This is a genomic window from Leifsonia shinshuensis (genome assembly GCF_014217625.1).
Classification (GTDB): Bacteria; Actinomycetota; Actinomycetes; order Actinomycetales; family Microbacteriaceae; genus Leifsonia; species Leifsonia shinshuensis_A.
The window spans coordinates 1261407-1286814 of the sequence record NZ_CP043641.1 but is presented as its reverse complement, the minus strand read 5'-3'; the positions used below and the strand labels follow the sequence as shown (position 1 = coordinate 1286814).

Sequence of the window (25408 nt, the reverse complement as noted above, 5' to 3'; positions counted from 1 at the left end):
ATTCTGGCCGGTCAGCGCTTCGGGCGCGGGCGTTTGCCCTGCTTCTTCTGCGGCGTCTTCTGCGGCGCCTTCTTCGCCGCAGTCTTCTTCGCCGGCGCCGAGCGCTTGCCGTTCGCGGCCTCCGTCGCCGCGACCTCCGGGTTGCGCGAGCTGTGCGCCGTGCGGCCGCGCACGATGCCGATGAACTCGTCCACCAGCGGATGCTGCCCGTCGCGCGGCCAGCTCAGGCCGACGTCCGAGGTCGGCCCGTCCTCCAGCCGCATGGCGGTGACGTCTTTGCGGCGCAGCGCCTTCGCCACCGACGCGGGCAGCAGCGCGATGCCGTCGCCGGATGCCACGCTGCGCAGGAGCGCCTCCGACGGCTCGTCGGACAGCAGGGTCTCGCCGTCGAGGTCGGCCAGGAAGAGCTTCTCCTCCAGCGTCAGCAGGTGCTCGTGGTGCATCACGACGACGACGTCCTCGGTGTACAGCGGGATCAGGTGCCGGTCGTCGTCCGCTGTCGCGTCGCGCGCGAACACCATGTCCGCCTCGCCTGCCGCCAGCACGGCCAGCGGGTCGGCCGACGGCCGCACCACGAGCTCCACGCCGGGCTGCCGCTCGGCGAACACGCGCGTCCACTTGCCGATCGTGACACCGAGCGGGAACGCGAGGGCGAAGCGGGAGGCCATGCACGCCAGGCTACCGGCAGGCCGCGCACCCGCGCGGACGATACCCTTGAACCCATGAAGCCCCAGACCATGAAGGCGGCCACCGCGGCCAAGAAGCTCGGCATCCTGCTGTCGGCGGCCCCGGAGGAGTTCCGCGACCGCGAGATCAGCCGCACCGAGCTCGACGAGCTGAACGCGAACCCGCCCGCCTGGCTGGTCACCCTCCGCGCAGACGGACCGCACCCGCGCGACGTGGTCGCCCACAAACTCGGCGTGAGCAACTCGGGGCTGGCCCGCGCCGGCGTCACCGAGCCGCTCACCACCGCGGAGATCAAGACGCTGCTGGAGGAGAAGCCGGAGTGGCTGGTCGCCGAGCGCGCGACGCAGGCGCAGGTGCACGCCGAGAACGCGCGCGTGAAGCAGCGCAACGCGGAGCGCGCGGCGCGCGACTGACGCTACGGCTGGGGCGTCCCGGCGGCCCCGGCCTTCTTCACAGCGTGCGCCAGCACCTCCGGCCCGGTCACGAACGCGCGGCGCCAGGGCGCCACGCCGTCGATCTCCACCTGCAGCGAGAAGCTCAGGATGGTCCGGATGAGCACGATGATCCCGAGCACGACCGCGTCGGTCAGCGTCGGGCTGGAGGTCACGGTCTTGACCAGGTCGGCCGCGACCAGCAGCTCCAGGCCCAGCAGGATGACACCGCCGAAGGCCTCGCGCAGCGTGCGGAAGGCGTCGGCGCCGTTGCGCGTGCGCACCCAGACCGCCAGCGCGATCGCGAGCGCCACGACGAACCCGACCGCCAGGGCCGCGACGCCCGCGAACTCGAAGGCGACCCCGACCGCCTCGAAGAACGCGTGGGTGTCCATGCGCACATGGTGCCACAGGCCGGCGGCGCTGGAGAGAGGGCGCGCAGGCTAGGCCACGTGGACGGCCGGCCTCCGCTTGACGTCCTTCTCGGCCTCCCGCAGCACCTCACGGGTCACCGGGGCGACCTCGCCGACGCCGGTGATCAGGTAGCGGAACATGTTCGAGATCGGGTTGCCTTCCGTCCACTCGAAGTAGATGGTCGGCACCACGCCCGTGATGTCGCGCATTTCCAGCAGGATGGCCGCGATCGTGTTCGGCACGTTGCCGCTCTTGACCCGCAGCACGCGGTAGCCGTACTTGACGACGCCGTGCACGACCAGGTCCTCCTCGAAGTCGGAGGAGTCGGACTTCATCACCTCGAGGAAGATGGTGCGCGAACGCTGCGGGATGTGGCTGAAGCGCCGCTCGTCCTTGTTCTTCTCCTCGTACTCCTTGGTGGTGTCGACGTCGGGCTCGTGCGAGATGATGCGGATCTCGCCCTCCTCGGCGTCCTCCAGGATGAAGTCGAGCGCGGAGACGTCGAAGGTGACGCTCGTCGCGCGCACCTGGAACGACCGGCCGATGCGCGAGACGATCGAAACGATCAGGATGCCGATGATGAACAGCGTCGCGATGCGCAGGCCGTCCGGGCGCTCGATGATGTTGTCGATCGTGGTGTAGACGAAGATCGCGGTGATGATCCCGAACACCACGGTGCGCTTCGGCTGCTTCTTGCGCCAGGCGGACAGGCTCACCGCGAGGGAGGCGGAGGTGATCAGCACCAGGACACCGGTCGCGTACGCGCCGCCCTGGGCATCCACGTTGGCGTCGAAGATCAGCGTGATCAGGAAGGCGATCGCGGTGAACACCAGCACCAGCGGCCGCACAGCGCGCGCCCACTGCGGCGCCATCCCGTAGCGGGGGAGGTAGCGCGGCACCAGGTTGAGCAGGCCGGCCATGGCGGAGGCGCCGGCGAACCAGAGGATGAGGATGGTGCTGATGTCGTAGACCGTGCCGAAGCCGTTGCCCAGGTACTCGTGGGCGAGGTAGGCGAGCGCGCGGCCGTTGGCGGCGCCGCCCTGCTGGAACTCCTTCTGCGGGATCAGCAGCGTCGTCGTGAAGCTCGATGTGATCAGGAACGCGCTCATGATGAGGGCCGCGGTGGTGAGCAGCCGGCCGGCGCCGCGGATACGGCCCTCGGGGTAGTTCGGGTCGTCGGTCGGCTTGCCCTTGATCTGCGGCATGACGGCGACGCCGGTCTCGAAGCCGGAGAGGCCGAGCGCGAGCTTCGGGAACACCAGCAGCGCGACGCCGACGATGAGCAGCGGGTTGCCGTGCGAGGCGAACAGCGCGCTCCACCAGTCGTCGATCGCGGTCGGGTGCTCGAAGACCTGGATGATGGAGGTCGTCACTACCACGACGTTGAGCGCCAGGTACACGCCGACGAGCACGACGGCGATCCCGATCGCCTCGCGGAAGCCCTTGAGGAACACCGCTCCCAGCGCGGTGATGAGCACGAGCGTGATGATGACGTTGTTGCCGTGGAACCAGGACGGCGCGAACGGGTTCTCGATCGCGTGCGCGGTGGCGTCGGCCGCGGACAGCGTGATCGTGATCATGAAGTCCGTCGCGGCGAACCCGAGCAGGACGAGGACGAACAGCTTGCCGGCCCACCACGGCAGGAACCGCTCCAGCATCGCGATGGAGCCGGAGCCGCGGAAGCTCTCGCGCGCCACCCGGCGGTAGACCGGCAGGGCGCCGAGCAGGGTCAGGGCGACCAGCACGAGCGTCGCGAACGGCGAGATCAGCCCGGCGGCGAGCGCCGCGATGGCGGGCTGGTAGCCGAGGGTGGAGAAGTAGTCGAGACCGGTGAGGCACATGACCCGCCACCAGGAGTGCTGGTGCTCCGGGGTCTGGCCGTGCGGGCCCTGCTGGGTGCCGTGCTCGTCGACCATGCCGACCAGCAGCCAGTGCTTGAACCGGCTGGTGCGCTGTGGCGCCGCCGTCAGCGGATGCGTCTGCCCGGGGAGGGGGAGCGGCTCCGGGGAAGTGCTCGACATCGGCTGCCCTTCGTTGACCTTCGTGCCTAATGTACGTTCATCGCGCGGGCCGACGGTAGAGCGGGAAGGCCCGTCCACCGGCCTCCCCGTGATGCCTGCAAAAGTATAGTCAGGCGGCCGCGGTCACCACGCGGAAGATCGGTAGTCCTTCAGGAACACCCCGTGCAGGTCCTCGCCGGCCTCGCCGCGCACGATCGGGTCGTAGACCCGCGCCGCGCCGTCGACCAGGTCGAGCGGGGCGTGGAAGCCCTCCTCGGCGAGGCGGACTTTCGTGTAGTGGGGGCGCTCGTCGGTGATCCAGCCGGTGTCGACGCTCGTCATCAGGATGTTGTCGGTCTCGAACATCTCCAGCGAGCTGGTGCGCGTCAGCATGTTGAGCGCGGCCTTCGCCATGTTGGTGTGCGGGTGGCCCGCGCCCTTGTAGCGGCGGCCGAAGACGCCCTCCATCGCGGACACGTTCACCACGTACGAGCGGCCCGCGGCCGCGAGCGACGGGCGCAGGCGGTCGATCAGGATGAACGGCGCCGTCGTGTTGCAGAGCTGCACCTCCAGCAGCTCCAGCGGGTCGATGCCGCCGACGGCGCGGGTCCAGGTGTTCACGCGCTGGACGTCGGGGACGAGGCCGCCGGCGTCGATCGCTGTGCCGTCGTGGTGGCGCTCCAGCGACGAGGAGCCCGCGGCCATCGCGGCGGACGCGAGGTCGTTCGCGGTGAGCGCGGCGGCGCCGACGAGCTCGGCGACGGTTCCGTGGACGTTCGCCGACGACAGCAGGGGGTGCGCGGCGACGGAGGCCTCCAGCGCCTGCGGGTGCGGGTCGGCGGTGTGCCCGAACGTCTCCAGCTCCGGGAGCGGGCCGTCGGGCAGCGGGTGCGACTCGGCCTCCGCCAGAAGCGAGTAGGCGCCGGGGGAGCGGCGCACGGTCTGGGCGGCGTTGTTGATGAGCACGTGCAGCGGGCCGCGGGCGGCGACCGAGTCTGCGAGGCCGATCACCTGGGCCGGGTCGCGCAGGTCGATGCCGACGACGCGGAGGCGGTGCAGCCAGTCCTTCGCGTCTGGCAGCTGCGAGAACCGGCGCACGGCGTCGCGCGGGAAGCGGGTGGTGATGGTCAGGTCCGCGCCGTCGCGCAGCAGCCGCAGCGCGATGTGCATGCCGATCTTGGCGCGGCCGCCGGTGAGCAGCGCGCGCTTGCCGGTCAGGTCGGTGCGGGCGGTGCGCTTTGCGTGGCTGAACGCGGCGCAGGACGGGCAGAGCTGGTGGTAGAACCAGTCGACCTCGGTGTAGTGCTGCTTGCAGATGTAGCAGGCCTGCGAGTTGATCAGCGTGCCGGCGGTGGCGGAGCCGGTGGTGGGGGAGGTCAGGTCGCGGCCGCGGGTCTCGTCGTCGATGCGGTCGGGGGCGCCGGTCGCGGTCGCGGCGATCACGGCGCGGTCGGCGGCGAGCTCGGCCTCCCGCAGCTCGCGCCGCCTGGCCTGCTTGACGGCCTTGAACATGTGCGCGGTCGCGCGGCGGACGGAGACGAAGTCGGGGTGCTCCTGGTCGAGCTCATGGAGCTGCGCGAGGACGCGGAGGGTGGTCGCGAGGTCGTCGGGGTCGAGGCTCGCGGAGGATTCGGCTGGCACCGGACGATTGTACTGGGGTGCGGATGACCGACTCCTGAAGGCCCGGGCCCTTCGCGGAGGAGGCCTCAGACCTCCAGTTCGAGCCAGTCCAGTCCCCGGAGGTCGAGGCAGAGCCGCCCCTCCCGCTCAGTCGCCATCGCGATCACGTCGCCGCAGATCCGGCAGCGCAGCACCATCCCGTGGTCGTCGGGCCAGAGGTGCGCCTTCGCGATCACCGACACGTCGCCGCAGTGCGCGCACTTGCCGCGCGCCACCGTCACATCGACCGCGAAGACCTCCGACAGGAGTCCCGCCGCCGCGTTGCCGTCCAGGTAGTCCAGCTCGCTCACGCTGCCCCTCCGATCCCGCCGTAGCGTTCGGTGCGGATGCGGTCCGGGTCGTGCCCGGCGTCGACGAGCCAGCCGGAGACCGCCTCGACGAACGGAGTCGACCCGCACAGGTAGAAGCGCGGCGAGTCCGCGGCCGGCAGCACGAGCGCGCCCAGCGCCTCCGCCGTCAGGCGCCCGGCCGCGACCGGCCAGCCCGCCGGAGCCTCCCGCGTGTAGACATAGTCCACCCGCAGCGGCGCCGTGCCCTCGCCGAGCGCCATCAGCTCGTCGCGGTAGTAGACCGACATCGGCGTGCGCGCCGAGTAGAGCAGCCGGAACGGCGCGGCGCTCGCCGCGGCGGCGTGGGCGCGGGCCATCGACATCAGCGGCACGACGCCGGAGCCGCCCGCGATCAGCTGCACGGGTCCGTCGTCGCCGGCCCGCCAGACGAACCAGCCGCCCACCGGGCCGCGCACCTCCAGCTGGTCGCCGACCGCGAGGCCGTGCACGAGGTACGGCGAGACTTCGCCGTCAGGCAGCTCCTCCACGGTCAGCTCGAACTCGTCCGGCGCCAGGCCGTCCGCTCCGGAGGCCGACGCGATCGAGTAGGAGCGCACGGCCTGGTAGCCGTCCGGCGCGGTGAGCCGCACGTCGACGTGCTGACCCGCGAGGTGCCCGGAGAGTCCCGGGATGCGCAGCCGGATCGTGCGGGCCGTCGCGGTCTCTTCGTGCGCGGCCACGACCTCCGCCACCCGCCACGCGGTGCTCACCAGTAGCGCTCTTCCTTCCAGGGGTCCCCGTACATGTTGTAGCCGTTCTGTTCCCAGAAGCCGGGCTGGTCCTGTGGCAGCATCTCCAGCCCGCTCACCCACTTGGCGCTCTTCCAGAAGTACAGGTGCGGCACCAGCAGCCGGGCCGGCCCGCCGTGCTCCGGGGGCAGGTCGGCGCCGTCGAACGTGTGCGCGACCCAGGCCTTGCCGTCGAGGAGGTCCTTCAGCGGGACGTTCGTCGTGTACCCGCCGTAGGAGTGCGCCATTGTGTACTCGTAGTCGGTGTCGACCTTCTCGAACAGGGTGTCGAGCGTGACGCCGCGCCACGAGGTGCCGAGTTTCGACCAGCTGGTGACGCAGTGGATGTCGGTGCCGACGTCGTCCTGCGGCAGGGCCAGGAACTCGTCCCAGCTCCAGCGGTGCACCACGCCCTTCTCTGTCGTGATCGTGAACGCCCAGTCCTCTTTCGGGACGCGGGGAGTCGGGCCGGCGGACAGCACGGGGAAGCCCTCCGTGACGTACTGGCCCGGTGGGAGGCGGGGGTCCTCGGTTCTGCGCCGGCCGAGGAAGCCGGACGAGATGATTCCCATGCGCGGAGCTTATTCCCGTCGCGGTGCGCCGGTCTATGGCCGGCCGGTCTAGGGTGAGGACATGGCCGCGGTCAATCTCGGACTCCCGCGCAGCGTCACGCTGCGCGATGCCGCGAGCCCGGAGACGAGCGCTGACCACGCGCCGAGTCTGGCGGGCCGTCCGGACGTCCCGGGGCTCATCGACCGGTTCGGCCGCGTCGCCCGCGACCTGCGCGTCTCGGTGACCGAGAAGTGCTCGCTGCGCTGCACCTACTGCATGCCGGCGGAGGGGCTGCCCGCCATTCCGCGCGAGGAACTGCTGACCCCGGCCGAGATCGCCCGGCTGGTGGGGATCGGCGTGCGCGACCTCGGCATCCGCGAGGTGCGGTTCACCGGCGGCGAGCCGCTGATGCGCGCCGACCTCGCCGAGATCATCGGCCTCTCCGCCGCGGCCGCGCCCGGGATCGACCTGAGCATCACGACCAACGGAATCGGCCTCGACCACCGCCTGCGCGAGCTGGTGGCTGCAGGTCTCACCCGCGTGAACATCTCGCTGGACACCGTCGACCGCGAGCACTTCGCCGCGCTCACCCGCCGCGACCGCCTCCCTGCCGTGTTCGCCGGGATCGCCGCCGCGCACGCCGCGGGCCTCACGCCGCTCAAGCTGAACGCGGTGATGATGCGCAAGACCCTCGCCGACGCCCCCGACCTCCTCGCCTGGGCGCTGGAGCACGGCTGCCGGCTGCGTTTCATCGAGCAGATGCCGCTCGACGCCGACCACACCTGGCTGCGCGAGAACATGGTGTCGGCCGAGGAGCTGCTCGCCGTCCTCCGCACCCGGTTCGACCTGGTCGAGGTCGGCCGCCCGGACGACCCGTCGTCCCCGGCCGAGGAGTGGCTGGTCGACGGAGGCCCCGCCACGGTCGGCATCATCGCCTCGGTGACCCGCTCGTTCTGCTCCGCGTGCGACCGCACCAGGATCACGGCGGAGGGCACCGTCCGCTCGTGCCTGTTCGGCGACGACGAGACCGACCTGCGCGGACTGCTCCGCGGCGGCGCGGACGACGCCGAGCTGGCACGATGGTGGCGCGGCGCGATGTGGGGCAAGCAGTCCGGACACGGCATGGAGGCCGCCGGCTTCGTCCCACCGGTGCGCAGCATGGGGGCGATCGGTGGCTGAGGCGGCGGCAGGGCGGAGCGTCCTCGTCCGCTACTTCGCGGCGGCGGAGGAGGCCGCCGGGCGTGAGGAGGAGCGGGTCTCGCTCGACGCGCCGACCGTCGGCGCCCTCCGCGCGCTGCTGGACGCGCGTTACGGCGACGCGATGCGGCTGGTGCTGCGCAACGGATCGTTCCTGGTCGACGGCGTCGTGTCGCGCGACCCGGACGCGGTGATCGGCGAGAGAGTGGACGTGCTGCCCCCGTTCGCCGGGGGCTGACATCCGCGGCGGGTGTTCCGCTACGCTGCGGCGAAGGGGGACACCATGAGCGTGCACATGCGGGAGTTGGCCGCCGTCCGTCGTCGGCAGGGGACGTTCGCGGCGCTGGTCGTCGCGGCCCTGCTCACCGGGATCGCGACCTGGCTCGCGTTGCCGTTCGGGATCGTGCTGCTGACCCGCGGCGAGACGTTCGGACTCGCCCTGGTCGTCGCCGGCGTCGTGCTGCTGGCGGCGTGCGTCGTCGCGATCGTCGGGGCGGTGCGGGCGCGGGTGGTGCCGCAGAGCCTCCCGGGCAAGCCGAACCCGGCGTTCGGGGAGCCGCGACCCTCGGCGAACCCCGACGGCGGCTACTCCACCGCCGGAATGAAGCTCGGCTCGTAACCAGCACCCCGCGCGGGCTCACCCCGCCGTGATCCGCACCTCGCCCGGTGGCACCGCCAGTGTCACCCGGGTGCCTGCCGTCAGCCGCAGCTCCGCGACCACGGCCGCCGGGACGAGCGCGGTGAGCCGGTCCGTCCGGACCCTGACCAGGTCGTCGCGGGGTTCGAGGGCCGTGACCGTCGCGGCGATCCCGGCCGTGCCCTCCATCGGCGCGCCCACCCGCACCGCCACCGTGGAGGGCCGCACCACCGCGGTCACCGCCTGCCCCTCCGCGATCGGCGCCGTCGGCGTGCCGTCGAGTACGAGACCGCCGTCGGTCACCAGACCGGTCGCGGTGCGGCGGCCGGTCAGCAGGCTGAGGCCCGTGAGCTCGGCGGTGAACGGGTCCCGCGGCTGCGTCAGCACCTCGCGCGCCGGGCCCTCCTCGACGACCCGGCCGCCGCCGAGGACGGCGACGCGGTCGGCGAGCAGGTAGGCGTCGAGCGCGTCGTGCGTGACGACGACCGCGGTGCGTCCGGCGAGCACGTCGGCCAGCATCGCGCGGAGCTCGCCCGCCACACTCACGTCGAGGGAGGCCAACGGCTCGTCCAGGAGGATCAGGTCGGGCTCGGCGGCCAGCGCACGGGCGATCGCGACACGCTGCGCCTGGCCGCCGGACAGCTCGTCCGGCCGGCGCTCGGCCAGCGCGCGCACGCCGGTGCGGTCCAGCCATTCGTCGGCCTTCGCGCGCGCCTCCGCGCGGGACGCCCCCGCCGACCTGGGAGCGAACTCGACGTTGCCACGGACGGTCAGATGCGGGAAGAGCAGGGCGTCCTGCGCGAGCAGCGCGATGCCGCGGCGGTGGGGCGGCAGCCACGCGGCAGGGAGGTCGAACAGGGTCTCCTCCGCGAGCGTCGCCCTCCCCGCGTCCGGACGGATCAGCCCCGCCAGCACGCCGAGCACCGTGGACTTGCCTGCGCCGTTCGGCCCCAGCAGCGCCAGCGTCTCGCCCGTGCCGAGCCGCAGGTCCACCGCGACATCCCGTTCGGCGACCGTGGCCGAGAAGTCGAGGCTCACGGCGTCGCTCCGGCCGGCCGCGGCCTCCTGCGCAGCGGCTCTCCGGCTCCGTGAGCGACCGCGACCACGGCGATGGCGACCGCGATCAGCACGAGCGACAGCGCGACGGCGGTGTCGGGGTCGGTCTCGCGCTGCAGGTAGATCTCCAGCGGCAGCGTCCGCGTCGTCCCCTGCAGGCTCCCGGCGAAGGTCAGCGTCGCCCCGAACTCGCCGAGGGCGCGCGCGAACGACAGGATCGATCCCGAGACGATGGCGGGCGTCACCAGCGGCAGCGTCACCCGGAACAGCACCGTCGACGGGCGCGCGCCGAGGGTCGAGGCGACCGCCTCGTAGCGCTGGCCGGTGGTGCGCAGCGCGCCCTCCAGGCTCAGCACCAGGAACGGCAGCGCGACGAAGGTCTGCGCGATGACCACGGCCGGGGTCGAGAACGCGATCGGTAGAGCGCCGTCCAGCAGCCCGCGCCGGCCGTAGAGGGCGAGGAGGGCGAGGCCGCCGACGACCGGAGGCAGCACGAGCGGCAGCAGCACGATCGCTCGCACGAACCCGCGGCCCCGGAACGGCACCCGCGCCAGCACGACCGCCATCGGGATGCCGAGCACCAGGCAGGCGATCGTCGCCGCGACCGAGGTGCGCAGGCTGAGCAGCAGCGCGTCCACCGACGACGGCGAGGTGATCAGCGCGACGAAGTGCGTCCAGTCCACCCGGGTCACCATCGCGACGATCGGGAGCAGCACGAACAGCGCGCCGAGCGCGGCGACGACGAGCACCCAGCCGGGGATGCCCGTGGCCGCGGGCGAGCGCCGCGTCACGGCTTCCCGAAGCCGGCGGCCTCGAGCACCTTCCTGCCCTCCGGGCCGGTCACGTATGCGATGAAGGCGGCGCCCCCGGTGAAGTTCTGCCCCTGCTTGACCGCGGCGATCGGGTAGGTGTTGACCACGTCCTTCGCCTCCGGGAACGGCACCGAGTCGACGCTCTTCCCCGCGCCCTTCACGTCGGTGACGTAGACGATCCCGGCGTCGGCCTCCCCGGACGACACCTTGCCGAGCACGTCCGTCACCGACGACTCCTGGCTGACAGGCTTGAGTGTCACGCCGGTGTTGGACTCCACCTTCGCGGTCGCCGCGCCGCACGGGACCTGCGGGGCGCAAACGACGACCTTGAGGCCGGGCTTCGCGAGGTCGGCCCACCCCGTGACGTGGGCCGGGTTCCCGGGAGGCACGGCGATCGCGAGCACGTTCGTCGCGAAGTCGACCGGGTCGCCGGAGACGACGCCGGCGGAGACGGCCTTGTCCATGTTCTTCTGGTCGGCGGAGGCGAACACGTCGGCGGGGGCGCCGGCGCTGAGCTGGGTGACCAGGTCGGACGAGCCACCGAAGCTGAAGCTGACCGTGCTGCCCGGATTGGCCTTCTCGAAGTCCTTGCCGAGCTCGGTGAAGGTCTTGGTGAGGGAGGCCGCGGCGAACACCGTGACGGTGCCCGTGACGTCGTGCTTGGTGGGGGTCTGCGTCGGCGCGTCCGAACCCGTGCCGGCGGAGCAGCCCGAGACGGCGAGCGCCACCGCCGCGAGCGCCGCCGCGACCATCCCGAACCCGGACCGTGTACGCATGCTTCTCCTGCTTCTCATTCGACGGGTCCTGCCGTCTCCACGATGACGTTGGTCGCCTTGACGACCGCGACGGCGACGGAGCCCAGCTCCAGTCCGAGCTCGCGCACGGCCTCGCTGCTGATCAGCGACACGACGCGGTGCGGGCCGCACTGCAACTCGACCTGCGCCATGACCGTGTCCATGACGATGTCGGTCACGATCCCGACGAACCGGTTGCGCGCCGACCGGCCGACGCCCGACGGGTCGGTGGGGAGCACGGCGTTCTGTTTGGCGAGCTGCGCGAGCTCCAGGCCGTCCACGACGGTGCGGCCGCCCTCGTCCTTGGCGCTGGAGAGCACCCCGGCGTCGATCCAGCGACGAACGGTGTCGTCGCTCACCCCCAGGAAGCTGGCGGCGTCCCTCACCCGTATCTGCGGCACGAACAGCACTCTAGACCGGCAGGAGCGTCAAAATCGACCCCGGATGGTGTCTGCGGTCTAGAGACCGACCCACTCCGAGGCGCCGTCGGCGAAGTGCTGCCGCTTCCAGATCGGCACCTCGGCCTTGATCCGCTCGACCAGCTCGGCGCACGCGGCGAAGGCCTCCGCCCGGTGCGGGGCCGCGACCGAGGCGATGAGGGCGAGGTCCCCGATGGTCAGGGAGCCGACCCGGTGCACGGCCGCGACGCGCAGCCCGGTGCGCTCGGCGACCTCCTCGCAGCAGCGCCGGAGGAAGTCGGTCGCCTCGGGATGCGCGCGGTAGTCGAGGGAGACGACCGACCGGCCGCCGTCGTGGTCGCGCACGATGCCCTGGAACGACACGACCGCTCCGGCTTCGCGCCGCCAGACGAACTCGTCCAGCGTCGAGGGGTCGAGCGGCCGGTCGGACACGTCGGCGAAGACGGCGGTCATCGGCGGGCTCCGTGCCCACGGTCGCGGTCGCCGCTCAGCTGATCGAGCAGGTGCTCCAGCACGTCGTCCAGGACGGCGAGTCCGTCGGCGACGCCGCCGCGCGACCCGGGGAGGTTCACCACGAGCGTCCGTCCGGCGACGCCCGCCCGGCCGCGGCTCAGCGCGGCGAGGGGGGTGGAGGCCGCACCGCGCGCCCGCAGCGCGTCGGCGAGCCCGGGGAGCTCGCGGTCGAGCACCGCTGCGGTGGCCTCCGGGGTGCGGTCGTCGGGGGAGACGCCGGTGCCTCCGGTGGTGAGGATGACGGCGGGCCGCCCGGCGACGGCGGTCCGCAGAGCGGAGGCGACGTCCGCGTCGGCCACGACGCGCACGTCGGTGCGGAGCCCGTGGTCGTCGAGCCAGGACGCGATGGTCGGACCCGTGGTGTCGGCGGCCTGGCCCGCGGCGGCGCGGGTGGAGGCGACGATCACGACGGCGGTGGCAGTGGTGTCCGCGGGCGGGACGACCTCCACGCCCGCTTCACGGTCCCTCCGCCACTCTCCGCGCTTCCCTCCGCTCTTCGCCACCAGCTGCACATCGGTCAGCGTCGCGGCCGGGTCGACGGCCTTCACCATGTCGTGCAGCGTCAGCCCCGCCACCGCCACGGCGGTCAGCGCCTCCATCTCCACGCCGGTGCGGCCGTGCGTCCGGGCGACCGCTTCGATCGCGATCGACCCGGCCGCCTCGTCCAGGGCGAAGTCCACGCGCAGCGAGTTCAGCGGCAGCGGGTGGCAGAGCGGGATGAGGTCGCTCGTGCGCTTGCCGCCGGCGATCCCGGCGATGCGCGCGGTCGCCAGCACGTCCGCCTTGGGCAGGTCGTCGGCGGCGACCAGGCGCACCACCTCTGGCGTGGTCACCAGCCGGCCACGGGCCACGGCCTCCCGGTCGGTCTCCGGTTTCGCGCCGACGTCGACCATGCGGGCGCGACCGTCGGCGTCCAGGTGGGTGAGCTCGCTCATAGGGTCCAGACTGTCACGTCCGCGCCCGACTCGACCGCCTCCGCGTCGGCAGGCAGGTCGATCAGCACGTCAGCGGTGGCCATCGCCGCGACGAGGTGCGAGCTCGGCCCGGACACCGGGGCGACGCCGTCCTCGCCGACCCTGCCGCGCAGGAACTGGCGCTTGCCGGGCACCGACCGCACCGACTCCGCCAGGCGCACGCGCCGGACCGGCAGCTCCGGGAGCCCGGCCGCGTCGCGCAGCGGCCCGCGCAGGAACACCGCGAACGACACCTGCGTGCTCACCGGGTTGCCGGGGAAGCACAGCACGGGCACGCCGTCCACGACCGCGGTCGCCTGCGGGCCGCCCGGCTGCATCGCCACGGTCGTGACCTCCGCGCCGCGCGGCAGCAGCACCTCCCTGACCACCTCGTACGCGCCCTTCGAGATTCCGCCGGAGGTGACGACCAGGTCGGAGGCGGCGACCGCGGCGTCGAAGACTCGCGCGAAGGCCGCCGGGTCGTCGCTGCTGCTCGCGCGCAGCGACACGACGGCGCCGGACTCCTCGACCAGCGCGGCGAGGGCGACGCCGTTCGCGTCGAAGACCTGCCCGAAGCGCACGCCGCGACCGGGCGCAGCGAGCTCCGAGCCGGTGGTCAGGACCGCGACCCGCAGCCGCGCCCGCACGGCCACCGAGATGACGCCCGCGGCCGCCAGAGCCGCCAGGTGACGTGCCGCCAGGCGGGTGCCGGCCGTCACCAGCACGTCTCCGCGCTCCAGGTCGCTGCCGCGCTCGCGTACGAACTCGCCGCGCTTGCGGGAACGCCGGACCTCGACCACGGCGCCGTTCAGGTCGTCGTCCCTGCCGAGGACGAGCTCGGTGTCCTCCACGGGCACGATCGCGTCGGCGCCGCTGGGCACCGGCGCGCCGGTCATGATCCGGATGGCCGTCCCCGGCGTCAGCGTCAGCGGCACCTCGTGCCCGGCCGGCACGTCGCCGGTCACCTCCAGCGCGACCGGCACGTGGGCGACGTCGGCCGCGCGGACGGCGTAGCCGTCCATCTGCGAGTTGCGGAACAGCGGGAGGTCGACTTCCGACCGGACGTCGGCCGCCGCGACGCGCCCGGAGGCGTCGGCGAGCTGGACGGTCTCCACGTCCGGCTCCGCGGAGAGCGGCTCCAGCAGGCGGTTGACGTGCTCGACGTGCTCCTCGACGCTGCGCGGTGGGGTCATGGGTTCAGTATCCCGCGCGGGCCGGCGGCAGGCGAGGGGCCGGAGGCGAGGTCAGTACCGCGCGAGCGTCGGGTCGACCTCGCGCGACCAGGCGTCCAGGCCGCCCTCCAGCACCACGCCGGGTGCGCCTGCGGCGTCCAGCAGCTTGCGCGCGGTCTCGGCCCGGATGCCGTGGTGGCAGACGATCACCAGCGGGTCGTCGCCCAGCCGCTCCGCCACGCCCGGCGCGTCCCGCACGACCACGTCGAGTGGCACCAGCAGCGAGCCGGGCAGCTCGGCGATGTCGGCCTCCCACGGTTCGCGGACGTCGAGCAGGATGTGCGGTTGTCCAGCGGCCAGGCGCGCGGCCAGGTCGGCGGGGGAGACGGTCGTGGCGGCGGGGGACGGCACCTCGATCGCCGCGACGCCGCAGAACAGCTCGTAGTCGATCAGCTCGGTCACTGGCTCCGCCGTCGGATCGGCCGCGTACGGCAGCTCGCGGAACGTCCCGCGCAGCCCGTCGTGCACCAGCACGCGGCCGAGCAGGAGGTCGCCCTCCCCGGTCACGACCTTGATCGCCTCGCTCGCCATCAGAGACCCGATCACCCCGCACACGCTCGGCAGCACGCCCGCCTCCGCGCAGCTCGGCACGCTGCCGGGCTCCGGAGGGACCGGGAAGAGGTCGCGGTAGTGCGGCCCGTGCGGCGCCCAGCTCAGCCCGACCTGCCCGCCGAACCGGTGCACGGCGCCCCAGACCACGGGCATTCCGGCCACAGGCATTCCGGCCACAGTCAGCCCGGCCAGCAGCGCCGCGTCGTTCACGAGATACCGGGTCGGGAAGTTGTCGCTGCCGTCGAGCACCAGGTCGAAACCGGCGAGGATGCCCGGCGCGTTCGCCGAGGTGAGCCGCTCGGGGAACACCCGCACGTCGATCCCGGAGTCGATGGCGCGGATCGCGTCTGCCGCCGAAGCCGTCTTCTGCCGGCCGAGGTCGCGCTCGCGGTGGATTGTCTGCCGCGGGAGGTTGCTGAGCTCCACGCTGTCGTCGTCGACGATCCCGATGGTCCCGAAGCCGGCTCCCGCCAGCAGCGGCAGCACAGCGGAGCCGAGCCCGCCGGCGCCGACCACGAGCACGCGCGCGGCGCGGAGGCGGCGCTGGGCGGTCTCCCCGAAGCCCGGCAGCTGCTCCGTGCGCGCGTAGCGGGCGCGGTACTGCGACGGCAGCGCAGGGCCGGGCGCGACGAGCGGCGCGGGGCGGGTGGGGGAGGGCATGGCGCTAGCTAACCACCGTCACGCCGATGGTGTGCAATCCGGTCGCACCGTCGGGCACGACGTCCGCCACCTTCGAGGTCTGGACCGTACCGTGCGCGTCGGTCGCGCGCACCTTGATCGTGTGCGAGCCGGGGGTGGCGTCCCACGCGTACTTCCACTGCCGCCAGGTGTCGGCCGAGATGGCGTCGGCGAGGGTGGCCTCCTGCCACGCGCCGCCGTCGACCTGCACGTGGACGGCGCTGACGCCGACGTGCTGCGACCAGGCGATGCCCGCGACCGCCACCGTCCCGGCCTTCACCTGGCGTCCGTCGCCTGGCACGTCGATGCGGGACTCCAGCTTCACCGGGCCGCGCTCGGACCAGCCGCGGTCGGTCCAGTACGAGGTCGCCTTGTCGAACCGGGTCACGTTCAGCTCGACCACCCACTTGGTGGCCGAGACGTAGCCGTACAGCCCGGGGACCACCATCCGCACCGGGTAGCCGTGCTCCAGTGGGAGGGGCTGCCCGTTCATCCCGACCGCCAGGATCGCGTTGCGGTCGTCGGTGAGTGCCTCCAGCGGCGTCCCGGCCGTCCAGCCGTCCTGGCTGCGGGAGAGCACCATGTCGGCGTCGGCCGATGGCTTCGCCCTGGCGAGCAGGTGGCGGATCGGGTAGCCGAGCCACTTCGCGTTGCTGATCAGGTCGCCGCCGACCTCGTTCGAGACGCAGGTGAGGGTGGTGATCGACTCCTCCAGCGGCAGGGCGAGCAGCTCGGCGAAGGTCAGCTCGACCTCCTTCTCGACCATCCCGGTGATCCGCAGCCGCCAGGCCGACGGGTCGATGCCGGGGATCTGCAGCGCGGTGTCGATGCGGTAGAAGTCGGCGTTCGGGGTGATGATCGGCGCGAGCCCCGAGATGTCGAACGACGCGCCGGCCGGGACGGGCGGGGCCGCGACGGCGGGCTTCGGGAGGTGGAAGGCGGCACGCGCGGCCGAGGCGGCGCGGTAGCCGGTCGCGATGGCCTGGCCGACGATGGTCGCCACGATCCCCGCGGCGGCGGTGGCCGCGGTCGCGGTGACGAAGTGCCGCCGGCTGACCTCGCCCTCCGGCGCGATCCTGGTCGGCCGGGTGCCGCGCAGCAGGTCGGCCAGCCAGCCGAGGATGAGGATGGCGACCAGCGCCGCGAGCGCCGACGGCACGACGTTGACGATCGAGGAGCCGGCGCGGGTGAACGCCGCGAACACGCCCAGCGCGCCGCCGACGCCGATCAGGATGCGCCCGAGCGGAGGCCGCCGCAGCTCCAGCCAGCCGGCGATCGCGCCGCCGATGAGGAGCGCGACGGCGAGCGACGAGATGAGGAACGCCTTGTCGCCCGTTCCGAACACGCCGATCACGGCGTTCTTCAGCCAGGCGGGGGTGAGGTCGATGACGAGCGCGCCGACGACGAGGATCGGGCTGCCGTCCTGCACGAAGAACGCGCTCAGCAGCTCGGCGGCGCCGACGCCGGCCACGACGCTCGCGGCGCCCACGGCGGTGGCGGGCCAGAACGCGACGGCCCGGGCCGGCGTCGCGGACCGCGACGGCCCCGGCGACCCCTCGGGCCGGGCCGGCCCCGCAGACACAGGCGATCCCATAGCGGAAGGATAAGCGCGCAAACCGGTGGATATGCCGAGCATCCCCGCGCTGTGACAGGCTTGGACCCTATGGCCTCCCTGCGCGTCGACGACCTCCCCGGCTGGGCCGGCCCCGCCTCGGTGAGCGAGGACGCGGTCTACGAGGCGTTCGTCGCCTGGGCGGAGTCGACCGGCATCACCCTCTACCCGGCGCAGGACGAGTCGGTGATCGAGATCGTCGGCGGCTCGAACCTCATCCTGTCGACGCCGACCGGGACGGGGAAGTCGCTCGTCGCCGTCGGCGCGCACTTCGCCGCGCTGGCCCGCGGCGAGCGCAGCTTCTACACCGCACCGATCAAGGCGCTGGTGTCCGAGAAGTTCTTCGCCCTGGTCGACGTGTTCGGCGCCGAGAACGTCGGGATGATGACGGGCGACTCCTCGGTCAACGCCGACGCGCCGATCATCTGCTGCACCGCCGAGATCCTGGCCAACCTCGCGCTGCGCCAGGGCGAGGACACCCCGGTCGGCCAGGTCGTCATGGACGAGTTCCACTTCTACTCCGACCCCGACCGCGGCTGGGCCTGGCAGGTGCCGCTGCTGGTGCTGAACCGCGCCCAGTTCGTGCTGATGTCCGCCACCCTCGGCGACGTGACGGCGCTCGCCGCCGACCTGAGCCGCCGAACCGGCCGGGAGACCGCGACCGTCACCGGCGTCGAGCGCCCGGTGCCGCTGCACTACTACTACGAGCTCACGCCCATCCACGACACCGTCGAGGACCTCCTGCACACCGGCCAGACGCCGATCTACATCGTGCACTTCTCGCAGCTCGCCGCCCTGGAGCGCGCGCAGTCGCTGTCCAGCGCGAAGATCGCCAGCCGAGAGCAGCGCGACGCGATCGCGGAGTTGATCGGGGAGTTCCGGTTCACGACCTCCTTCGGCCGCACACTGTCGCGGCTGCTGCGCCAGGGCATCGGCGTGCACCACGCCGGGATGCTGCCCAAGTACCGCCGCCTGGTCGAGCAGCTCGCCCAGCGGGGGATGCTGCGGGTGATCTGCGGCACGGACACGCTCGGCGTCGGCATCAACGTCCCGATCCGCACCGTGCTGCTGACCGCGCTGACCAAGTTCGACGGCACCCGGATGCGCCAGCTCAACGCTCGCGAGTTCCACCAGATCGCCGGGCGGGCCGGCCGCGCGGGCTACGACACCGCTGGCACGGTCGTCGTTCAGGCGCCCGAGCACGAGAGCGAGAACCTGAAGGCCCTGGAGAAGGCCGGCGACGACCCGAAGAAGCGCCGCAAGATCGTGCGGAAGAAGGCGCCGGAGGGCTTCGTCTCCTGGGGCGAGCCGTCCTTCCGCAAGCTCGTGGAGGCCGAGCCGGAGACGCTGACCTCCTCGATGCAGATCACGAGCGCGATGCTCATCAATGTCATCGGGCGCGGGGGAGACGTGTTCGGCCACGTGCGCGACCTCGTCTTCGACAACCACGAGCCGTGGAAGCGGCAGCTCGCGCTCGCCCGCCGCGCGCTCGGCCTGTACCGCTCGCTGCTGACCGCCGGGGTGGTGGAGGCCGTGGACGGCGAGATCCGCCTGACCGTCGACCTCCAGCCCAACTTCGCGCTCAACCAGCCGCTGTCGCCGTTCGCCCTCGCTGCGTTCGAGCTGTTCGACGTCGAGTCGCCCGGCTACCCCCTCGACATCCTCTCCGTCGTGGAGGCCACCCTCGACGACCCGCGCCCGGTGCTCTCCGCCCAGCAGTTCCAGGCGCGCGGCGAGGCCGTCGCCGCGATGAAGGCCGAGGGGATCGAGTACGACGAGCGGATGGAGGCGCTGGAGACCGTCACGCACCCGAAGCCGCACGACGAACTGCTGCACGAGGCGTTCGCGACCTACGCCTCCAGCCAGCCCTGGGTCGCCGACTTCGAGCTGAGTCCCAAGTCGGTCGTCCGCGACCTCTACGAGCGAGCGATGACCTTCGGCGAGTTCATCGCCTTCTACAAGCTCGCCCGCTCCGAGGGCGTCGTGCTGCGCTACCTCTCCGACGCCTACCGCGCGCTGAACCAGACCGTGCCGCTCGACCTGCGCACCGAGGAGCTGCGCGACATCGTGGAGTGGCTGGGCGAGCTCGTCCGCCAGGTGGACTCCAGCCTCCTGGACGAGTGGGAGGAGCTGGCACACCCGGACGCCGCCCGGCACGCGGCCGAGAGCGGGGAGCTCGCCCCGCCCGCGCCGCGGAACGTCACCACGAATCGCCGCGCGTTCTTCGTGCTCGTGCGCAACGAGCTGTTCCGGCGTGTCCAGCTGGCCGCGCTCGACCGGGTGCAGGAGCTCGGCGCTTTGGAGAACGAAGCGGCGGCGCTCGCCGAGGCGTCCGCGCCGTCGTTCTCGGAGCTGCAATGGGACGAGGCGCTGGAGGCCTACTACGCCGAGCACGACGAGATCCTCACGGACGCGTCGGCACGCGCGGCCGACATGATCGTCGTGGACGAGGCCCCGGCCGCGGCGGAGGGCGTATGGCGCGTGCGCCAAATCATCGCCGATCCGGCCGGGGACCACGACTGGGGGATCGCCGCGGAGGTGCTGCTGGCGGACTCCGCGCGCACCGGTGTCGCCGTCGTCCGGGTGACGGCGGTCGACCGGCTCTGACGGTTTGACGCGCCGGAGACGGCCGTGAAAACATGTGTGCGGCTGATTAATCGCGCCAGCCGTTCCGCATGAACTTCCGATGAACTCCCGTCGGCAGTCCACACGAGAAAGAAGCCGGTGGATCTCACCCTCATCATCGTGCTGGTCATCGCGCTGGCCCTCTTCTTCGATTTCACCAACGGGTTCCATGACACGGCGAACGCGATGGCGACGCCGATCGCGACCGGCGCCATGCGGCCCAAGATCGCGGTGGCGCTCGCCGCTGTCCTGAACCTGGTCGGCGCCTTCCTGTCGACGGAGGTCGCCAAGACCATCTCGGGCGGCATCATCAACGAGGGGTCGGGCGGCGTCCTGATCTCGCCGCAGCTGATCTTCGCCGGGCTCGTCGGCGCCATCGTCTGGAACATGGTGACGTGGCTCTACGGCCTCCCGTCCTCGTCCAGCCATGCCCTGTTCGGCGGGCTGATCGGCGCGGCGATCGTCGGGGCCGGGTTCGCGTCCGTGAACTTCCCGACCGTCGTGCAGAAGGTCGTCCTCCCCGCGGTGATCGCGCCGTTCACCGCGGGCGTGGTGGCGTGGGCGGCGACCAAGCTCGCGTACTGGATCACCCGGCGCTACGACGGCCGTCCCGACGGCCGCGGCGGCTTCCGCTACGGCCAGATCTTCTCGTCCTCGCTCGTCGCCCTCTCGCACGGCACCAACGACGCGCAGAAGACCATGGGCGTCATCACCCTGCTGCTGATCTCCGCCAACCTCCTTCCGGCGGGAAGCGGGCCGCCGCTCTGGGTCGTCGTCGCGTGCGCGCTCGCCATCGCGATCGGCACCTACTCGGGCGGCTGGCGCATCATCCGCACGCTCGGCCGCGGCCTGACCGAGGTGAAGCCCGCGCAGGGCTTCGCGGCGGAGACGAGCACGGCCGCGACCATCCTGGCCTCCAGCCACCTCGGCTTCGCGCTGTCGACCACGCAGGTCGCCTCCGGCTCGGTGATCGGCTCCGGCCTCGGCCGCCGCGGCGCCTCGGTGCGCTGGGGCACCGCCGGCCGGATCGCCATCGGCTGGGTGCTGACGCTTCCCGCCGCGGGCGTGGTCGGCGCCGTCGCGGCCCTGATCGGCCTGCTCGGCCCGATCGGCATCCTGATCGACACCGTGGTCGCGGTCGTCGTGATCGCATTCATCTTCTGGCGCTCCCGCCGCAACCAGGTCTCCAGCGCCAACGCTGTCGAGCCGGCTCCGGTCCAGGGCCAGAGCGACGTCGCCGCATCCGGCCGCGTGGTGAAGATCAAGAAGGTCAAGCCGCTCAAGAAGGAGCGTTCGGGAAGGAACCCCGCATGAGCGCCGTCCTGCAGTTCCTCACGGTCTTCGCCGCGTCGCTCATCGGCGCGTGCGTGGTCGTCGGCTTCTACGCCCTCGGCACGCGCCTGCTCGCCGTCGCCGGACGCGCACTCTTCGTGGAGCCGGCCGAGTTCACCGACGCGATCACGGTGATCACGCCGGAGGAGGCGGCCAAGGCCCAGAAGAAGGCCGAGAAGGCCCGCCGCAAGAGCCCGCTCAGCGAGGGCAGGAAGCGCGCTGCGCTGGCCGCGGCTTATGCGTGTTTCGTGCTCTGCGGGGTGGCGGTGCTGTATGGGTTGTATTTGATCATTCCGTATTTCCACGGGTGAGGCGGCGGCGATTACTCCGCGGGTGAGCGGTCGTTGGGCCTAGTTGGGTTGTCCCGGTGGCGGTGTCTTCAAGTTGCGCAGTGATCGCTCACGTGCCCATGTGTCTATGGAGGGGTGGGTGGAGCACTCCGAGGAGACGCTGATGGACACTTGATCGCTGGTGGCGGTGAGTCCGTTGTAGACGCCGTCTGGTCGTGTGGCGCGGATTGAGACGCCCATCCACCCGGATGGCAGCGTCGAATCGACAGTTCGCACCACCGTGAACCCTTCGCTTTCCCAATACGCGGTGAGTGTGTCCGCAATGGGGTGCGGGTCTGCTTCGAACGCATCGTGTGTAACGATGGCGTGTAGTTGGTGAGCGGTCTTCGCTCCGACCGTCCCGCACGGTGGCAGACCTACTTCCTCCGCGGCCGGGTCCCACGGCTTGTTGTCGAGCATCGCGCCGCGGAACCAGTCTTCGGTGTCGCCGGTGGCAGCGATCGCGACGTTGGTGAGGTCGGCCCACTGGGTCAGCAACTCGGTGATCGTCTTCTGCGGGGTGCCCGGGGATTGTGGGGCGGGGTCGCGTAGAGCGGGAACAGACATACAACCTCCTAGGAGTGACGCTGTCACGGCCGCCGCACCGCACGCTTTCACGAAACGGCCAACGAACCCCCTGGATCGGTCCGTCATGCGGTGGGCCTCGACCCACCGGCAATGCTGTCCGAATGCCCACCCAGCGGGAGGCGGTTCCAGCCGGGGCCGGTGCGGCGCATGCGGATCATCCCCAAAAGAACTCGTCATCTGTGCCGTCCGTGATGGCGGACGCGGCTGGCGAGGGTGGCGGAGTGCCGGGGGTGGGAAGCAGCGAGTTCAGTCTTTCTTGCACACGCTCCTCGGCCCACGTGTCGATGGAGGGATGGGTGGAGCACTCCGACGAGACGCTGATGGATACTTGATCGCTAGTGGCGGTGAGCCCGTTGTAGACGCCGTCGGGTCGTGTTGCGCGGATCGCGATGTCCATCCTGCCGGAAGGGGAGGTCCAATCGACCGTTCTCACGACGGTGAATCCTTGGCTTTCCCAGTACGCGGTGAGTTTGTCCGCGATCGGGTGCGGGTCAGCTTCGAACGCATCGTGGGTGACGATGGCCTCTACCTGGCTACTGGTCTTCGCTCCGACCGTTCCGCACGGTAACAGGCCGACTTCCTCTGCGGCCGGGTCCCAGGGTCTGTTGTCGAGCATCGCGCCGCGGAACCAGCCTTCGGTGTCGCCGGTGGCGGCGATCGCGGCATTGGTGAGGTCCGCCCACTGGGACAGCAATTCGGTGATCGTCTTCTGCGGGGTGCCCGGGGATTGCGGGGCCGGGTCACGTAGAGCGGGAACAGACATACAACCTCCTACGAGAGGAACCATCGCGGCTGCGACGACTGTCACACCGCATACTTTTGCGATTCGATTCACGAATCCATCCGATCTGTGGTTCATCGGGTGGGCTTCAGGCCGCCGACGACGCTCTCCGACTGACCGATCGTCGTGTAACCCGTGTTTCGTAGGGCCTCCGTGTCTTTATCAAGGTAACCGAAGCCTTCGGGGGCGATCCCGTTGAGCGGGTTCCACCCGTCCGTGTGCGCTCCCAGCGTGCTGTGACCCTTGGTCTGTTTCAAGACCTCACCGCTCGGGAGGACTGCTCCCTCGGAGGAGAACGACTGCGCGCCGCCCATCGACTGCGGCACGTTCAACCCGATGACGATCGTCGCCCACCCCGTCCCCTCTGAGCGGAGCGCTTCGGGGTTCGGTTCGGCGCGCCCGCCGAGCGCCGAGCCGAATGGTGCGAGGAGGTCCTGCTCGGCCGCCGTGGTGAAGATCGCCGGCTGCCCGCCCGGGTGCTTCACGTGCAGATCCGTCAGCGATGCCACGACGTGGGTGTCGATCCCCGCCGACCCGAGCATGGTGAAGGAGTCCACGTCGTGTTTCACCCGAGTCAACGCATCAGCGGCCATTGTCGTCCCGTACGAGTGAGCCACCACCGACACGTACGGGAATTGTGCCGCTGAATGCGCTGTGCGGGTGGCGTGGGTTCCGTCCAACTCATTCGCGAACCGCCACGACCCGTCCTGCGCCAACGCCGGATTGTTCACACTCGCCAAGTCCGGAGTGTCATACCCCAGCCAGCCGACCACGGCATGTGTCCGACTGTAATCAAGCTCGACCTGCTCGTAGTACAGGTTCCTTGCGGCGCGCGACCAGCTCTGGGTGGCCTCCGCCGCGTCGGAGTTCATTCCGGGCGCCGCCCAGGTCACCGTGTCCGCCGTGTCCAGATCGCCGTACCCGACCGCGACCATCGGCACCGGCGCGTCCAGATTGAAAGACACCAACGACGCCAGCGGGTCGGAAAGCACCTGCTTGAGCGCGTCAAGAACCTTCTGCTGCTCCGGAGTGCGGCCTGGAAGGTCCTTGACAGCCGAATACACGGTCATGTTGCACCGATGCCTCACGCCGTACGGCAGCCCCGCCAGGTTCCCCAGAACCCCAGGCGCCGCCGCCTGAAACGCCTCCCTCGCAGCGTCCCCGAGCCCCGACCACCACTTCGCCACCTTGTCCGGCGACGGCGGATGCTTCCAGAACTCCTGCAGCAGCTCCGGCTCCTCCGCCAGGAGCACCGCCAGTTCCTCGGGCGTCAACCGCTCCAGCGTGTCCATCAGCGACGCGTTCACACTCGCGGAGACAGAGATGTGGGAGAGCTTCCCGACCACCGACGCGAACGCCTTCAGCTCCGGCTTCGGGGCGCGCGGAAGGGCGCCGTGGAGTGCGCTGTCCAGCGCGTCGGCGAACGCTCTCTCGGCCGCGTCGTACTCCTGCTTCGCCCGCCCGGCTCTCCGCTTCGCGTCGTCCAGCCGCTCCTGCGCGTCGACGACCGTGCGGCGCGCTCTGGCCAGGTCGTCGCTCGCTTCCTGCTCCCGGCGGCGGGCACTCGACACGTCCACCGCCGCCGGCGCCGCGGAACCCGGCGGCGGCTTCTCGCTCGAGTTGTACGCCTTCTCCAGCGCGCGCAACGCCGACAGCAGCGCCGCCTGTTCGACGCCCAGGGCGGCCACCGACGCCTCGGCCGCCTCCAGGTCCGCCACAGCCTCCTCGGCGTCCTGCAGCGCTTCGCCCGCCTCGCGCTGCGTGTACTCCAGCGCCAGCGACCACCTGGTCGCCGCCACGGCCCCCTCGTTGTGCTGTTCGGCCGCCTTCAGCGCCGCGGCCGTCAGCGCACGCAGCCGATCGGAGAACACCTCGGCGGCCAGGCCCGACCACGATGCCGCCCCGAGGTTGGTCTTCAGCACCTGCCTCGAGGTCGCCGACTGCCGCTCCAGCCGGCCGGACCACTTCCGCAAGTGGCCGGCCAGCGCCTCCACCAGCTCCGGATCACCGGGAGTCGGGTCGGTGTCGAACCCGACCGGCGACCAGTCCGCCCACCTCGAACCCGCCCACCTAGAAGCCATAGAAGCCACCCCGGTCTCCCGCGAACCGGTCGGCGTCTTCCGCATCTCGACGCGGATACGACTCGGCGGCTTGGACGAGTGCGCCGGCAAGTCCGGCGACCAGGTCGTCGACGGCCGTCTGGCCGCGGACCCAGTACGCCTCGTACCGGCTCACCGCCTCCCCAGCGACCCGCGAGCCGAAACCGCTGGACTCGTCCGCCGAAGGACGAGGACCGGACGTGACCCCCTTGAGCGCTTTCGCACCAGCCGACAACCGATCGGGGTCGACGCCGACCGTTCTGCCCATCCCTGCTCCTGACTCTGACGATCCGTACGGCGATGAAACCGACGAGTCGCCGCCGTCGATGAGGATGTTCTCGCCGGTCACCATGCCCGCCTCGTCAGAGACCGTTGACA

The 25408-nt window shown here is 71.5% G+C and carries 27 protein-coding genes; 7 read left to right on the top strand and 20 right to left on the bottom strand.

The features are described 5' to 3' along the window. Positions 1 to 11 precede the first annotated feature (11 nt). Entirely contained in the window at positions 12 to 668 is a 657-nt protein-coding gene (locus F1C12_RS06225; RefSeq protein WP_185277926.1) for a LysR family substrate-binding domain-containing protein, read from the bottom strand. Between the two features lie 54 nt (positions 669 to 722). Between F1C12_RS06225 and F1C12_RS06220 the strand changes: the two genes are divergently transcribed. Beyond that, positions 723 to 1100 (top strand): DUF5997 family protein, encoded by a 378-nt coding sequence (locus tag F1C12_RS06220; RefSeq protein ID WP_185277925.1) that lies wholly within the window; start codon positions 723 to 725, stop codon positions 1098 to 1100. 2 nt (positions 1101 to 1102) lie between these two features. On the opposite strand, the gene F1C12_RS06215 is transcribed toward F1C12_RS06220, so the two are convergent. From F1C12_RS06215 to F1C12_RS06190, 6 genes are all read right to left on the bottom strand, one after another. Then, positions 1103 to 1513 (bottom strand): DUF1622 domain-containing protein, encoded by a 411-nt coding sequence (locus tag F1C12_RS06215; RefSeq protein WP_185277924.1) that lies wholly within the window; start codon positions 1511 to 1513, stop codon positions 1103 to 1105. A 48-nt stretch (positions 1514 to 1561) separates the two neighbouring features. Continuing rightward, positions 1562 to 3553 (bottom strand): amino acid transporter, encoded by a 1992-nt coding sequence (locus tag F1C12_RS06210; RefSeq protein ID WP_185277923.1) that lies wholly within the window; start codon positions 3551 to 3553, stop codon positions 1562 to 1564. Between the two features lie 123 nt (positions 3554 to 3676). Further along, the gene (locus F1C12_RS06205; protein ID WP_185277922.1) at positions 3677 to 5173 is read right to left on the bottom strand and encodes an SDR family NAD(P)-dependent oxidoreductase; all 1497 of its coding nucleotides are present in this window, start codon (positions 5171 to 5173) and stop codon (positions 3677 to 3679) included. A gap of 65 nt (positions 5174 to 5238) precedes the next feature. Then, positions 5239 to 5502 carry a DUF6510 family protein gene (locus F1C12_RS06200; RefSeq protein ID WP_185277921.1) on the bottom strand — a complete coding sequence of 88 codons (264 nt, stop codon included), beginning with the start codon at positions 5500 to 5502 and terminating at the stop codon, positions 5239 to 5241. Continuing rightward, positions 5499 to 6251 carry a ferredoxin reductase gene (locus F1C12_RS06195; protein WP_258046143.1) on the bottom strand — a complete coding sequence of 251 codons (753 nt, stop codon included), beginning with the start codon at positions 6249 to 6251 and terminating at the stop codon, positions 5499 to 5501. The genes F1C12_RS06200 and F1C12_RS06195 overlap by 4 nt, the downstream gene beginning before the upstream one ends. Beyond that, complete coding sequence (locus F1C12_RS06190; RefSeq protein ID WP_185277920.1) at positions 6248 to 6841, bottom strand: sulfite oxidase-like oxidoreductase; 594 nt, start codon at positions 6839 to 6841, stop codon at positions 6248 to 6250. The genes F1C12_RS06195 and F1C12_RS06190 overlap by 4 nt, the downstream gene beginning before the upstream one ends. A 61-nt stretch (positions 6842 to 6902) precedes the next feature. Between F1C12_RS06190 and moaA the strand changes: the two genes are divergently transcribed. From moaA to F1C12_RS06175, 3 genes are read left to right on the top strand one after another with little or no spacing between them, the layout of a single operon-like run. Further along, entirely contained in the window at positions 6903 to 8000 is a 1098-nt protein-coding gene (gene moaA / locus F1C12_RS06185) for a GTP 3',8-cyclase MoaA (RefSeq protein WP_185277919.1), read from the top strand. Then, entirely contained in the window at positions 7993 to 8256 is a 264-nt protein-coding gene (locus tag F1C12_RS06180; protein WP_185277918.1) for a MoaD/ThiS family protein, read from the top strand. Before moaA ends, F1C12_RS06180 begins: the two co-directional genes overlap by 8 nt. 45 nt (positions 8257 to 8301) lie before the next feature. After that, complete coding sequence (locus tag F1C12_RS06175; protein ID WP_185277917.1) at positions 8302 to 8637, top strand: hypothetical protein; 336 nt, start codon at positions 8302 to 8304, stop codon at positions 8635 to 8637. Between the two features lie 18 nt (positions 8638 to 8655). Here F1C12_RS06175 and F1C12_RS06170 read toward each other — a convergent pair whose 3' ends face one another. Genes F1C12_RS06170 through F1C12_RS06130 form a run of 9 tightly spaced genes read right to left on the bottom strand, consistent with a single transcriptional unit; the run spans position 8656 to position 17258 of the window. Continuing rightward, entirely contained in the window at positions 8656 to 9693 is a 1038-nt protein-coding gene (locus tag F1C12_RS06170) for a sulfate/molybdate ABC transporter ATP-binding protein (protein ID WP_185277916.1), read from the bottom strand. Further along, entirely contained in the window at positions 9690 to 10502 is an 813-nt protein-coding gene (locus F1C12_RS06165; protein WP_185277915.1) for an ABC transporter permease, read from the bottom strand. The genes F1C12_RS06170 and F1C12_RS06165 overlap by 4 nt, the downstream gene beginning before the upstream one ends. Next, entirely contained in the window at positions 10499 to 11299 is an 801-nt protein-coding gene (gene modA, locus F1C12_RS06160; RefSeq protein WP_185277914.1) for a molybdate ABC transporter substrate-binding protein, read from the bottom strand. Before modA ends, F1C12_RS06165 begins: the two co-directional genes overlap by 4 nt. A 14-nt stretch (positions 11300 to 11313) precedes the next feature. Further along, a complete protein-coding gene (locus F1C12_RS06155; RefSeq protein WP_185277913.1) occupies positions 11314 to 11718 on the bottom strand; it encodes a TOBE domain-containing protein in 405 nt (134 codons plus the stop codon). 57 nt (positions 11719 to 11775) lie between these two features. Continuing rightward, entirely contained in the window at positions 11776 to 12189 is a 414-nt protein-coding gene (locus F1C12_RS06150; RefSeq protein ID WP_185277912.1) for a molybdenum cofactor biosynthesis protein MoaE, read from the bottom strand. Then, positions 12186 to 13184: a bifunctional molybdenum cofactor biosynthesis protein MoaC/MoaB gene (gene moaCB / locus F1C12_RS06145; RefSeq protein ID WP_185277911.1), complete on the bottom strand. Its 999-nt coding sequence runs from the start codon at positions 13182 to 13184 to the stop codon at positions 12186 to 12188. The genes F1C12_RS06150 and moaCB overlap by 4 nt, the downstream gene beginning before the upstream one ends. Beyond that, positions 13181 to 14395, bottom strand: coding sequence for a molybdopterin molybdotransferase MoeA (locus F1C12_RS06140; protein ID WP_185277910.1), 1215 nt, complete (start codon positions 14393 to 14395; stop codon positions 13181 to 13183). The genes moaCB and F1C12_RS06140 overlap by 4 nt, the downstream gene beginning before the upstream one ends. A gap of 51 nt (positions 14396 to 14446) precedes the next feature. Then, the gene (locus F1C12_RS06135) at positions 14447 to 15646 is read right to left on the bottom strand and encodes a ThiF family adenylyltransferase (RefSeq protein WP_185277909.1); all 1200 of its coding nucleotides are present in this window, start codon (positions 15644 to 15646) and stop codon (positions 14447 to 14449) included. A 4-nt stretch (positions 15647 to 15650) separates the two neighbouring features. Further along, positions 15651 to 17258, bottom strand: coding sequence for a molybdopterin-dependent oxidoreductase (locus F1C12_RS06130; protein WP_185277908.1), 1608 nt, complete (start codon positions 17256 to 17258; stop codon positions 15651 to 15653). Positions 17259 to 17327: 69 nt separating this feature from the next. On the opposite strand from F1C12_RS06130, the gene F1C12_RS06125 reads away from it, so the two are divergent. From F1C12_RS06125 to F1C12_RS06115, 3 genes are all read left to right on the top strand, one after another. Next, positions 17328 to 19883: a DEAD/DEAH box helicase gene (locus F1C12_RS06125; protein ID WP_185277907.1), complete on the top strand. Its 2556-nt coding sequence runs from the start codon at positions 17328 to 17330 to the stop codon at positions 19881 to 19883. A 117-nt stretch (positions 19884 to 20000) separates the two neighbouring features. Then, the gene (locus F1C12_RS06120; RefSeq protein ID WP_185277906.1) at positions 20001 to 21215 is read left to right on the top strand and encodes an inorganic phosphate transporter; all 1215 of its coding nucleotides are present in this window, start codon (positions 20001 to 20003) and stop codon (positions 21213 to 21215) included. Next, complete coding sequence (locus F1C12_RS06115; protein WP_185277905.1) at positions 21212 to 21544, top strand: peptidase; 333 nt, start codon at positions 21212 to 21214, stop codon at positions 21542 to 21544. Before F1C12_RS06120 ends, F1C12_RS06115 begins: the two co-directional genes overlap by 4 nt. Before the next feature lie 39 nt (positions 21545 to 21583). On the opposite strand, the gene F1C12_RS06110 is transcribed toward F1C12_RS06115, so the two are convergent. The 4 genes from F1C12_RS06110 to F1C12_RS06095 all read right to left on the bottom strand — a co-directional run bounded on the left by F1C12_RS06110 (position 21584) and on the right by F1C12_RS06095 (position 25382). Beyond that, positions 21584 to 22129 (bottom strand): hypothetical protein, encoded by a 546-nt coding sequence (locus F1C12_RS06110; RefSeq protein ID WP_185277904.1) that lies wholly within the window; start codon positions 22127 to 22129, stop codon positions 21584 to 21586. Between the two features lie 175 nt (positions 22130 to 22304). Continuing rightward, on the bottom strand, positions 22305 to 22913 hold the full coding sequence (locus tag F1C12_RS06105; protein WP_185277903.1) for a hypothetical protein: 609 nt from the start codon (positions 22911 to 22913) through the stop codon (positions 22305 to 22307). 92 nt (positions 22914 to 23005) lie between these two features. After that, positions 23006 to 25012, bottom strand: a complete 2007-nt coding sequence (locus F1C12_RS06100) for an alpha/beta hydrolase (RefSeq protein ID WP_185277902.1) — start codon at positions 25010 to 25012, stop codon at positions 23006 to 23008. Further along, a complete protein-coding gene (locus tag F1C12_RS06095; RefSeq protein WP_258046142.1) occupies positions 25002 to 25382 on the bottom strand; it encodes a hypothetical protein in 381 nt (126 codons plus the stop codon). Before F1C12_RS06095 ends, F1C12_RS06100 begins: the two co-directional genes overlap by 11 nt. Positions 25383 to 25408 lie beyond the last annotated feature (26 nt).

Bases quoted from the DNA above. Each gene is read 5' to 3' on its own strand.
- F1C12_RS06115 (WP_185277905.1), top strand. From the start codon at position 21,212: ATGAGCGCCGTCCTGCAGTTCCTCACGGTCTTCGCCGCGTCGCTCATC.
- F1C12_RS06135 (WP_185277909.1), bottom strand. From the start codon at position 15,646: ATGCCCTCCCCCACCCGCCCCGCGCCGCTCGTCGCGCCCGGCCCTGCG.
- modA (WP_185277914.1), bottom strand. From the start codon at position 11,299: ATGCGTACACGGTCCGGGTTCGGGATGGTCGCGGCGGCGCTCGCGGCG.
- moaA (WP_185277919.1), top strand. From the start codon at position 6,903: ATGGCCGCGGTCAATCTCGGACTCCCGCGCAGCGTCACGCTGCGCGAT.
- F1C12_RS06220 (WP_185277925.1), top strand. From the start codon at position 723: ATGAAGCCCCAGACCATGAAGGCGGCCACCGCGGCCAAGAAGCTCGGC.
- F1C12_RS06150 (WP_185277912.1), bottom strand. From the start codon at position 12,189: ATGACCGCCGTCTTCGCCGACGTGTCCGACCGGCCGCTCGACCCCTCG.
- F1C12_RS06130 (WP_185277908.1), bottom strand. From the start codon at position 17,258: ATGGGATCGCCTGTGTCTGCGGGGCCGGCCCGGCCCGAGGGGTCGCCG.
- F1C12_RS06175 (WP_185277917.1), top strand. From the start codon at position 8,302: ATGAGCGTGCACATGCGGGAGTTGGCCGCCGTCCGTCGTCGGCAGGGG.
- F1C12_RS06210 (WP_185277923.1), bottom strand. From the start codon at position 3,553: ATGTCGAGCACTTCCCCGGAGCCGCTCCCCCTCCCCGGGCAGACGCAT.
- F1C12_RS06100 (WP_185277902.1), bottom strand. From the start codon at position 25,012: ATGGCTTCTAGGTGGGCGGGTTCGAGGTGGGCGGACTGGTCGCCGGTC.
- F1C12_RS06190 (WP_185277920.1), bottom strand. From the start codon at position 6,841: ATGGGAATCATCTCGTCCGGCTTCCTCGGCCGGCGCAGAACCGAGGAC.
- F1C12_RS06140 (WP_185277910.1), bottom strand. From the start codon at position 14,395: ATGACCCCACCGCGCAGCGTCGAGGAGCACGTCGAGCACGTCAACCGC.
- F1C12_RS06105 (WP_185277903.1), bottom strand. From the start codon at position 22,913: ATGTCTGTTCCCGCTCTACGTGACCCGGCCCCGCAATCCCCGGGCACC.
- F1C12_RS06225 (WP_185277926.1), bottom strand. From the start codon at position 668: ATGGCCTCCCGCTTCGCCCTCGCGTTCCCGCTCGGTGTCACGATCGGC.
- F1C12_RS06095 (WP_258046142.1), bottom strand. From the start codon at position 25,382: ATGGTGACCGGCGAGAACATCCTCATCGACGGCGGCGACTCGTCGGTT.
- moaCB (WP_185277911.1), bottom strand. From the start codon at position 13,184: ATGAGCGAGCTCACCCACCTGGACGCCGACGGTCGCGCCCGCATGGTC.
- F1C12_RS06125 (WP_185277907.1), top strand. From the start codon at position 17,328: ATGGCCTCCCTGCGCGTCGACGACCTCCCCGGCTGGGCCGGCCCCGCC.
- F1C12_RS06215 (WP_185277924.1), bottom strand. From the start codon at position 1,513: ATGGACACCCACGCGTTCTTCGAGGCGGTCGGGGTCGCCTTCGAGTTC.
- F1C12_RS06110 (WP_185277904.1), bottom strand. From the start codon at position 22,129: ATGTCTGTTCCCGCTCTACGCGACCCCGCCCCACAATCCCCGGGCACC.